Source organism: Streptomyces sp. NPDC059080 (genome assembly GCF_042739975.1).
In the GTDB taxonomy this organism is placed as follows: Bacteria; Actinomycetota; Actinomycetes; order Streptomycetales; family Streptomycetaceae; genus Streptomyces; species Streptomyces benahoarensis.
Genome location: NZ_JBHYGX010000017.1, coordinates 32,534 through 41,646, shown reverse-complemented (window position 1 = coordinate 41,646; position 9,113 = coordinate 32,534). Strand labels below are relative to the sequence as shown.

The 9,113-nt window shown below is 75.1% G+C and carries 8 protein-coding genes; 3 read left to right on the top strand and 5 right to left on the bottom strand.

Translation table 11 applies throughout. The features are described 5' to 3' along the window. The first annotated feature begins 263 nt into the window (after nucleotides 1-263). Nucleotides 264-1,622 (top strand): alkaline phosphatase, encoded by a 1,359-nt coding sequence (locus ACFWWQ_RS16075; protein WP_384596383.1) that lies wholly within the window; start codon nucleotides 264-266, stop codon nucleotides 1,620-1,622. Nucleotides 1,623-1,700: 78 nt separating this feature from the next. Here the strand turns inward: ACFWWQ_RS16075 and ACFWWQ_RS16070 are convergent, their stop codons facing one another. Then, nucleotides 1,701-2,351 carry an NAD(P)-dependent oxidoreductase gene (locus tag ACFWWQ_RS16070; RefSeq protein WP_384596380.1) on the bottom strand — a complete coding sequence of 217 codons (651 nt, stop codon included), beginning with the start codon at nucleotides 2,349-2,351 and terminating at the stop codon, nucleotides 1,701-1,703. Between the two features lie 127 nt (nucleotides 2,352-2,478). Between ACFWWQ_RS16070 and ACFWWQ_RS16065 the strand changes: the two genes are divergently transcribed. Then, the gene (locus ACFWWQ_RS16065) at nucleotides 2,479-3,390 is read left to right on the top strand and encodes a helix-turn-helix domain-containing protein (protein WP_384596377.1); all 912 of its coding nucleotides are present in this window, start codon (nucleotides 2,479-2,481) and stop codon (nucleotides 3,388-3,390) included. An 86-nt stretch (nucleotides 3,391-3,476) separates the two neighbouring features. Here ACFWWQ_RS16065 and ACFWWQ_RS16060 read toward each other — a convergent pair whose 3' ends face one another. From ACFWWQ_RS16060 to ACFWWQ_RS16050, 3 genes are all read right to left on the bottom strand, one after another. Then, nucleotides 3,477-4,574 carry a chitinase gene (locus ACFWWQ_RS16060; protein ID WP_384596374.1) on the bottom strand — a complete coding sequence of 366 codons (1,098 nt, stop codon included), beginning with the start codon at nucleotides 4,572-4,574 and terminating at the stop codon, nucleotides 3,477-3,479. 363 nt (nucleotides 4,575-4,937) lie between these two features. Beyond that, nucleotides 4,938-6,353, bottom strand: coding sequence for an ATP-binding protein (locus ACFWWQ_RS16055; RefSeq protein ID WP_384596371.1), 1,416 nt, complete (start codon nucleotides 6,351-6,353; stop codon nucleotides 4,938-4,940). Further along, nucleotides 6,350-7,039: a response regulator transcription factor gene (locus tag ACFWWQ_RS16050; protein WP_384596368.1), complete on the bottom strand. Its 690-nt coding sequence runs from the start codon at nucleotides 7,037-7,039 to the stop codon at nucleotides 6,350-6,352. The genes ACFWWQ_RS16055 and ACFWWQ_RS16050 overlap by 4 nt, the downstream gene beginning before the upstream one ends. A gap of 121 nt (nucleotides 7,040-7,160) precedes the next feature. Here ACFWWQ_RS16050 and ACFWWQ_RS16045 point away from each other — a divergent pair, with 121 nt between their 5' ends. Beyond that, on the top strand, nucleotides 7,161-7,742 hold the full coding sequence (locus ACFWWQ_RS16045) for a hypothetical protein (protein WP_384596546.1): 582 nt from the start codon (nucleotides 7,161-7,163) through the stop codon (nucleotides 7,740-7,742). A 233-nt stretch (nucleotides 7,743-7,975) separates the two neighbouring features. Here ACFWWQ_RS16045 and ACFWWQ_RS16040 read toward each other — a convergent pair whose 3' ends face one another. Continuing rightward, nucleotides 7,976-8,836: a spermidine synthase gene (locus ACFWWQ_RS16040; RefSeq protein ID WP_384596365.1), complete on the bottom strand. Its 861-nt coding sequence runs from the start codon at nucleotides 8,834-8,836 to the stop codon at nucleotides 7,976-7,978. Between the last annotated feature and the right edge of the window lie 277 nt (nucleotides 8,837-9,113).

Genomic DNA, 9,113 nt, shown 5'->3' with positions numbered 1-9,113 from the left:
GGTACACGCCCCTTAACCCCCCCACCCGGCGTGGCCCCGTACCGCGAAAGCGGATCGGGCCCTCGCCGTTTCCCGCTTCTTCGAAGATCGCAGCCTCGAAGAGCGCAGCCTCGAAGACCGTGGCCCCGGACTCGGGCTCCGGCTTCCGTGTGTCATGTCCCGGACGCAGCGAGATCGCCGGAGCGTCACCGGCGCTTCACCGGCGGCTGGTGGTGTACCTCTCGTCGTCACCCGCCCCACGGAAGATTTCGAGGAGCCGTTCCATGCTCAGACCCTCCCGTCGCCACCTCACCATCGGCGCCGCTCTGGTGGCCGCGACCACCGCCGTCGTGGCCGTCACGACCGCCGCCGGTGCCTCCGGCACCAAGGAGCAGGCCCAGCAGGCCATCAAGGGTGGGAAGGCGAAGAACGTCATCCTGCTGATCGGCGACGGCATGGGCGATTCGGAGATCACGCTCGCCCGGGACTACACGGTCGGCGCGGACGGCCGCCTGAACATGGACCGCTTCCCGCTCACCGGCGCGTACACCACGTACTCCGTGCACCAGGACGGGACGCCGGACTATGTGACCGACTCGGCGGCGAGCGGTTCGGGGTGGGCGACCGGGCGGAAGACGGTCAACGGGCGGATCTCCAAGACGCCGGACACCGACAAGGCCGTGCCGACGATTCTGGAGCTGGCGCAGAAGGGCGGCTATGCGACGGGCAGCGTCACCACCGCCGAACTCACCGACGCCACACCCGCGGTGCTCGCCTCGCACGTCACCGACCGCTCCTGCCAGGGACCGGCCGACATGGCCAAGTGCCCCACCGACGCGGTGGCGGGCGGCGGGCCCGGTTCGGTCGCCGAGCAGTCCGTGAACCACAAGGTCGACGTCCTCTTCGGCGGTGGCAGGCAGCGGTTCGACCAGAAGGTGACCGACGGGCGGTACAAGGGCCTGACGGTGACCGGACAGGCGGAGAAGCTCGGCTACCAGGTCGTCACGGACAGCGCCTCGATGAAGGCGGCCACGGCGGGCAAGCCGGTGCTCGGGCTCTTCGCGCCCGGCAACGTGCCCACCGAGTGGACGGGCAAGCCGGCGGCCAAGGGCGGCACCGACCCGCAGCGTTGCGTCACGTCCAACCCGGGCCGGTCCGGCTCCACGCCGAGCCTCGCCGACTCCGCGGCCAAGGCGATCCAGCTCCTTGAGGCGAAGCAGAAGCACGCCAAGAAGGGCTTCTTCCTGCAGGTCGAGGGCGCCTCGATCGACAAGCAGGACCATGCGGCGGACCCGTGCGGGCAGATCGGTGAGACCGCCGCGTTCGACCGCGCCGTCAAGGTCGCCCAGGAGTACGCGGCCAAGCACCCCGACACGCTCGTGGTGACCACCGCCGACCACGGCCACTCCAGCCAGATCGTCCCGCTGGAGGCGGCCCCGCCCGGTCTGACCTCCACGCTCGTCACCGACGAGGGTCAGCAGCTGAAGGTCAACTACTCGACCAACCCGCCGGGCGAGTCCCAGGAGCACACCGGCACCGAGGTGCGGATCGCGGCGCAGGGCCCGAAGGCGTACCGGGTCCTGGGCGTCACCAACCAGACGGATCTGTTCGGAACCCTGCGTGAGGCGATGGGCCTGCGCTGACCTGCGGAAACGGGAGGGGGAGACCGGGCGCCGGTCTCCCCCTCCCGCCGTGTGCGCGGCCCCCTTCCGGCACCGCCCTCAGTAGCCGACGGTGAAACGCCCGCCGGGGTGGCGGGGCTGCTCGATCTCGTCGAGGACGGCGACCGCGTAGTCCTCGGCGGAGATGCGGCTGCTGCCGTCCTCCGAGATGAGCAGGTCGTCGATGGCGGTGCGGTAGCTGCCGGTGCGCTTGCCGGGCTCGATGGTGGCGGCGGGGCTGAGGTTGGTCCAGCGGATGTCGGAGACGGTGCGGTAGAAGTCCAGCGCGTCGCCGTGGGCGTGCATGATCTGGAGCAGGAACGCGGGCAGGCCCTCGGCGTCCCAGACCTGGGTGCCGTCCGGCTTGCGGAGGGATCCGGCGCCGCCGACGGTCAGCAGCCGCGGGGCCGCGTCGCCGAGGGTGCGCAGACCGGCGACGAGCGCCTCGGCGGCGGGCCGGATGGTGGCGATGTGGCCGGGGCCGTCGCCGCCGCCGACCGCGCTGATCACGGCGTCCTTCCCGGCGGCGACCGCGGCGACCGACGCCGGGTCGAGGACGTCGCCGGTGGTGACGGTCAGCTTCGGGTGGGCGAGGGTGAGCTTCGCGGGGTCGCGGACGACCGCGGTGACCTGGTGGCCGCGGTCAAGGGCCTCCTGGACGATGCGGCTGCCGATGGTGCCGTTGGCGCCGAAGATCGCGAGCGTGGACATGGTGTCTCCTGGGGTCTGCCGCACCGGGGCGGGCTTCCGTTTTCCGTCATCGGCCGGGCCGACGTCTTCTACGCTAGAACCAGCAGGTGCACATACCGCGGTAGACATGGGACGGGTGGTGGTGAAAATGCGACAGGATCGGGAGCTGGGGGTCGGGCGGGACATTCCGGAGGTGGAGTTCTCTGCTCCGGCCGGGCGACCGTCCGGGGTCGAGGTGCTGACTCTCGCGGAGCTGCGCGAGCGGGCCGACTCCTGCCAGCTGGCCACCCCGCACCGGCCCGGCTTCCACCATCTGCTCACCGTCGGGCGCGGCCGTCTGCTGCACACCGTCGACTTCCGGGAGCACGCCGTCGGGCCCGGCGACTGGCTGTGGTCGCGGCCCGGGCAGGTGCAGCACTTCGGGGACCTGTCGCAGGCGGAGGGGCTGCTGGTGCTGTTCGAGCCCGGGTTCCTGGATCCGGCGACGGCGGCCGCGGCGCGGATCGAGGACTGGTACGGCCCGGCCGTCCGGCATCCGGAGGGCGCGGCGGCCGAGCGGGCGCGGACGGCGCTGCGGCAGCTGCACGAGGAGTTCGGGGAGCGGGCCGGGCTCCCGTGGGCGGCGCATCTGGACGTACTGCGGCATCTGCTGGCGGTGCTGGTGCTGCGGGTGGCACATCCGGAGGTGCCCGCGGCGGACGCGGAGTGCGCGGCGGGGGCGACGTATCTGCGCTTCCGGGACGCGGTGGAGCGGGATTTCGCGTACAGCCGCCGGGTGGCGGACTACGCGCGGGCGCTGGGGTACGCGCCGCGGACGCTGTCGCGGGCGACGGAGGCGACGGCCGGGATCGGGGCGAAGGAGTTCATCGACCGGCGGGTGGTGCTGGAGGCGAAGCGGCTGCTGGCGCACGGGGACGGCTCGGCGGCGCGGATCGCCGGGCGGCTGGGCTTCGCCGACGCCGCCAACTTCACCAAGTTCTTCCAGCGGCACGCCGGTACCACCCCGGCCGCCTTCCGGGAGGCGGTACGGGGCGGGAGCGGGGCGGCGGTCGCGGAGTAGGGGCGGCCGGGGCGGCGGCGCCCGCGGCGCGGGGCGGGACGCGATCCGGGGCGTGCCCCGTGGCCCGTGCCCCGTGGCCCGGCGCCTCAGCCGGTGTACGCGGCGAACGCCCTGGTGAAGGCCAGTGGGTCCTGATCGATCGAGCTACAGGTGGGCGAGGCGGACGGCCGGGGACCGTAGTCGCACGGCCGGTCGCGGGCGGCGGACCACATCGACAGGCCGCCGAGGTGTCTGCGGCGGGCGAACGCCACGAGGGCGGTGGCGTCGTCGGGGGTGAAGGTCTCGGTCCGGACGTCGTTGACACCGATCATCGGGGTGACGGCGACGGCCTTCCAGGCGTCCGCGCCGTCGAGCCCGAGGGCGTCCTTCAACTGGGCCTGGGTCGCGGTGGCCGCCCGGCGGGCATAGGCGCCCATGTCGCCGTCGTAGGAGGAGCCGTAGTCCATCGCCATGACGTTGACGGTGGAGACGGTGACGCCGTTGCGCCGCGCGTCGGCGACGAGGCGTACGCCGTCCTCGGTGAGGCCGTCGGGCATCACCGGCAGGGTGAGGGAGACGTTCAGGCCCGGGTGGCTCCGCTGGAGCCGGGCGATGGCGCGGGCGCGGCGGGCATTGGCCCCGGTGTCCGCCAGGGAGCCACCCTCGATGTCGAGGTCGACGGCGGTGAGCCGGTAGCGGTCGACGACCTTGCCGTAGGCGGCGGCGAGCGCGTCGGCCGAGTCGCAGACCAGGCCGAGTTCGGAGCCGTCGGCACCGCCGAAGGAGACACGGACGTCGCCCCCGACCGCACGCAGGGCGTCGATCTGCCGCGCGACGGGGTTGTCGTCCAGGTCGCCGTCGCCGCCCCAGGCCGGATCGCAGCCGCCGTCGGACGTGATGAAGGCGAGGGTGAAGTGGTCGACGCCGGTCCGCCGCGCCGTGTCGCGGAGGTCGGGGGCGGGGCTGAGCGAGGTGTCGACGTACGGGGAGAAGGCGGCGGTGGTCCGGGGGACGGGGAGGTCCTCGGGGGCGGTGGTCGCCTTGGGGACGGCGGTCGCCCTGGAGGCGGCGGGCCGCGGGGTGTCGCCGGACGGGGCGGGGGCGACGGCGGCGAACGCGGCACCGGCGGTGGCCGCCACGGCCGCACCGGCCGAGAACAGCTTGGCCGAGCGGCTCGTACGGCGGCGCGGGACCGGGGAGCTCATGGCGTACACCTGCCTGTCGTCGCGGGTGGGGACGGTGGTGCGCCACGGCACGCGGCGGACCGGGTGGGCAAACGAGGGGAACGGTACGGGAGTTGAGGGGTTCATGCCCGGTTTGCGGGCGGGGAAGGGGGCGGTTGAGGGGGGCGTGAGCGGGTGTGCCGGGCGCTCCGGGGCGCATGGGCGGTGCGCCCCGGAGCGCATGGGCGGTGCGCCCCCTGCCGGGGCCGGGGCCGCGCCGCTCGCGCCGGGGCCGGGGCGGTGCCGCTCGGGCCGGGGCCGCGCCGTCCGTGCATCACCTGGCCGTGGCCGCGCCGCTCGCCCGGCCCGCGGGTCGTCCCGCCCGTAGACACGCCCGTCGCCCCGTCAGCCCGCCTTCCCCCTACGGCGAGCCCGGAGCGGGAGTCGGCGGCGGAGGCGGTGGGTGCCGGTGTGGTGGGGGGCGCCGGGCGGGCCGTGGCCGTCGAGGGCGAGCCAGACGCGGACCTCGGTGCCGCCCAGGACGGAGCGGCCGATGCGGACGTCCCCGCCGGTCGACTCGGCCAGCCGGCGGACGATGTCCAGGCCCAGGCCGGTCGAGCCGTCGCCGCCGCCGGAGTGGCCGCGGCGCAGCGCGGCGTCCGGGTCGTCGATGCCGGGGCCCGCGTCCGAGACCAGCACGATGACGGCGTTCCCGACCAGCCCCGCGTGGTGCACATCGACGGCGAAGGCGGTGCCCTCGGGCGTGTGCCGGAAGACGTTGCCGAGCATCGCGTCGAGCGCGGCGGCCAGATCGGGGCGGGCCACCGGGACGCGCAGCGGGCGGTGGGCACCCGCCACCCGGACGGTGCGGCCCTCGTCCTCGGCCAGCGCCGACCAGAACGCCATCCGCTCCCGGATCACCTCGGCGGCGTCGCAGCCCGCCGTCGCCCCCGGCTGCCGGGAGTGCGACTTCTGCTCCCGGGCGGTGCGGATGATCTGGTCGACCTCGCGCTCCAGCTGCTCGACGGCGGCCCGGGTGTGCTCGGCAGCCGGGCCGTCGCCCAGCGACGCGGCGTTCAGCCGGAGCACGGTGAGCGGGGTGCGCAGCCGGTGCGACAGGTCGGCGGCCAGCTCGCGTTCGTTGGCGAGGAGCTGGACGACCTGGTCGGCCATGGAGTTGAAAGCGGTGGCGGCCGACCGCAGCTCCTTGGGGCCCTCCTCCGGTACACGGACGCCGAGTTCGCCGGTGCCCAGCCGGTGCGCGGCCCCGGCCAGCCGTTTCGCGGCGCGCACCATACGGGTGCCGAGCCGGTCGGCGACCGCGACCGAGCCGATGATCAGCGCCAGGCCGACGCCGGAGAGGACCAGCCAGGACGTGGTGACGCCGTTGCCGAGCGCGGCGTCGGGCACGTACACCTCGACGACGGCGACGCCGGTCGCCACGGCCGTCGGCTGGAGCAGCGAGGAGCCGCCGCGGACGGGCGCGATGGAGGCGCGGCCGAGGGCGACGACGGAGGCGACGTCGCGGTCCGAGGCGCGGCGGAAGCCGATGCCGACCGGCCGGGCGCCCTTGCCGTCGCCCGGGACGTGGACGCCGATCCGGCACCCGGGTCCGGTATCAGCGCTGGCGAGGGCGCGTTCGAGCTGGGTGCGGTCGGTGGTGATGGCGAGGACGGGGCCGATGGTGGCGGCCTGCCGTTCGGCGTTGGAGAACGCCCGGTCGCGCGCCATCTCCTTGACGACGAGCCCCAGCGGCACGGCGAAGGCGACCACCACCATCGCGGTGACCGCCAGCGCCACCTTGACCAGGGCCCATCTCACCGCGGCGGCTCCAGCTTCACGCCCACCCCGCGCAGCGTGTGCAGATAGCGCGGCCGGGCGGCGGTCTCTCCCAACTTCCGCCGCAGCCAGGAGAGATGGACGTCGATGGTCTGGTCGTCGCCGTACGACTGCTGCCAGACCTCGGCGAGGAGTTCCTTGCGCGGGACGACGACGCCGGGCCGTTCGGCGAGGAAGGCCAGCAGGTCGAACTCACGGCGGGTCAGATCGAGGACGGTGCCGTCCAGCGTGGCCTCACGGCGCAGCGGGTCGACGCGGAGGCCGCCGATCCGCACCAGCCGCGACGGGGTCTCCGCGGTGCCGCCCGCACGGGAGCGGCGCAGTACGGCCGCCATCCGGGCGGAGAGGTGCTCCACCGAGAACGGTTTCGTCAGGTAGTCGTCGGCGCCGTCGTTCAGCAGCCGGACGATCTCGGCCTCGTCGTCCCGGGCGGTGGCGATGATCACGGGGACGTCGGTGACGCCGCGCAGCATCTTCAGGGCCTCGGCGCCGTCCAGATCGGGCAGTCCGAGGTCGAGGACGACCACGTCGAAGCCGATGTGGGCCACCTCCCGCAGCGCCTCCAGGGCGGTGCCCACGCTCCGTACGGTGTGGGACGCCTCGGTCAGATGCCGGATGAGGGCCGAGCGGACGAACGGGTCGTCCTCGACGACGAGCACACTTGCCATGGGCGGCACCGTACGCCATCCGGGGGTATCGTCCGGCCGGAAGTTGACGCCTGCCCGGTGGCGCCGCGGGCCGGGTGGGCGAGACCGGGCGCGGGGTGGGTGGTGGTCGGGGATGAGCCAGATGCGGCGCGGGCTGATGCATACGGGGGCGTGGACGCTGGCGACCGGCGGCGCGGTCGCCCTCTCGTGGTTCGGGGTGCACGCGGTGCTGTCCGGTACGGCGTACGACCCGCCGCGCGCGGTCCCGCTCTCCGCGGCGGCCGCGCCCTCGACGGCGACGGCCGCACCGCAGGCGTCCTCCACGCACCGCCCCAAGCCCTCCCCCACGGCGACCGCCGCCTCCCCGTCGCCGTCGCCGTCGCCCCCCGCGGCGCCCGCCCGCACCGGGGGCGCGGCGCCGAACGACCGGCCCTCCCCGAGGCCGACGGCCGTACCGCTGGACAGCAGCGGCACCGTCAAGAGCTTCACGACGTCGGGCGGCCGGGTCGTGCTGGACCTGCGGCCCGACTCGGCGCAGCTGGTGTCGGCGACGCCGGAGGCGGGCTGGGAGATGCAGGTGTGGAAGCAGGACACCGTGATCCGGGTGGAGTTCACGGGCAGCGGCGGCGACCGCCACGCCACGGTCCTGTGCACCTGGGACGGCCATCCGCCGGTGGTGCAGACCAGTGAGAGCAGTCGGCGGAGCAGTAGTCGTACGGGGTGAGGGGCGGGGCTGCGCGGGGCTCGGTCCCGGCGTGGTGCGGGCAGGGATGCAGTGCGGGCCCGGCCCGGTTCCGGCGTGGTGCGGGCCCCGGGGCGGTGCGGCGCCCGGCGTGGTGCGGCGCCCCGGGGCGTCCCGGTTCCGGTGTGGTGCGGCCCCGGGGCGGCCCGGTTCCGGCGTGGTGCGGCGCCCCGGGCGTCCCGTAGGCGCGCCCCGGGCCTCCGGCCCCGCAGCCGTCAGGCGAACACGTCCGGGGGCGGCTGCGGTGAGGCGACGGCCGTGGCGTCGGTGACGGGTGCCGCGCCGCCGGTGAAGTCCCGTAGCGCCCGGCCGTGTTCGACGCGTCCGGTCTGCGGGTCGCTCGCCGCCCGCCGGGTCAGCTCGGCGACCGGCAGCGGGTGCGCGGCGGCGAGCAGGACGGCGTTGCCGAACCGCTTGCCACGCAGGACGGCCGGGTCGGCGGTGAGCGCCAGCTCCGGGAAGACGGCGCCCGCGGTGGCGATCTGACCGCGCAGGAACCGCAGCGGCGGCCCGTCGGCGACGTTCGCCGCGTACCAGCCGCCGTCCGTCAGCACCCGCCGGACCTCGGTGACGAACTCGGTGCTGGTCAGATGCGCGGGCGTCCGGGCGCCGCGGAAGACATCGGCGATGACCAGGTCGGCCCAGCCGTCAGGGACCTTGGCCAGTTGTTCCCGGGCGTCGCCGCCGCGCACCCGGATGCGCCAGCCGCTCTCCAACGGCAGCTCCCGTCGCACCAGTTGGACCAGCGGTGCGTCGATCTCCACGACCTGCTGGGTGGAGCGGGGCCGGGTCGCCGCGACGTAACGGGCCAACGTCAGGGCGCCGCCCCCGAGGTGGACGGCGCGCAACGGCTTGCCCGGGGGCGCCACGAGGTCGGCGGCGTGACCGAGGCGCCGCTGGTAGGAGAAGTCGAGGTGATCCGGTGCGTCGAGGTCGACGAAGGACTGCGGGGCGCCGTCGATCAGCAGGGTCCGGGCCCGGGGCCGGTCACGGTCGGGCCGCAGTTCGGCGACGCCACCGTCCACCGTCTCCACCACGGATTCCACGCCACCGCGCCCGCGTCTGCTCTTCGCCATGCCCCCAGTATGGCGGCCGGTCCGCCGGGGCGTGACGGCCGGGCATGACGACGTCCGTGCAGGTCAGGGTATGGGAGGCCGAGTGTCCGGGGGCGGTGCCGCCCGGCGCACGGAAGGCGCGCGCACGCCCCCGGCGCCCGTACCGTACTCGGCCCCGCACCGCGAGCGGGGGGGGGGGGCGGGGGGCCCGCGGGCCACGGCCCCCCCCCCACCCCCCACCCCCCCCGGCCCCCCCCCCACCCCCCCGGCCGGCCCGCGGGGAGGACAGATGGTGAGT

What these genes read in the sequence shown, in the direction of transcription:
- ACFWWQ_RS16075 (WP_384596383.1), top strand. Translation starts at nt 264, where the DNA reads ATGCTCAGACCCTCCCGTCGCCACCTCACCATCGGCGCCGCTCTGGTG.
- ACFWWQ_RS16070 (WP_384596380.1), bottom strand. Translation starts at nt 2,351, where the DNA reads ATGTCCACGCTCGCGATCTTCGGCGCCAACGGCACCATCGGCAGCCGC.
- ACFWWQ_RS16065 (WP_384596377.1), top strand. Translation starts at nt 2,479, where the DNA reads ATGCGACAGGATCGGGAGCTGGGGGTCGGGCGGGACATTCCGGAGGTG.
- ACFWWQ_RS16060 (WP_384596374.1), bottom strand. Translation starts at nt 4,574, where the DNA reads ATGAGCTCCCCGGTCCCGCGCCGCCGTACGAGCCGCTCGGCCAAGCTG.
- ACFWWQ_RS16050 (WP_384596368.1), bottom strand. Translation starts at nt 7,039, where the DNA reads ATGGCAAGTGTGCTCGTCGTCGAGGACGACCCGTTCGTCCGCTCGGCC.
- ACFWWQ_RS16045 (WP_384596546.1), top strand. Translation starts at nt 7,161, where the DNA reads ATGCGGCGCGGGCTGATGCATACGGGGGCGTGGACGCTGGCGACCGGC.
- ACFWWQ_RS16040 (WP_384596365.1), bottom strand. Translation starts at nt 8,836, where the DNA reads ATGGCGAAGAGCAGACGCGGGCGCGGTGGCGTGGAATCCGTGGTGGAG.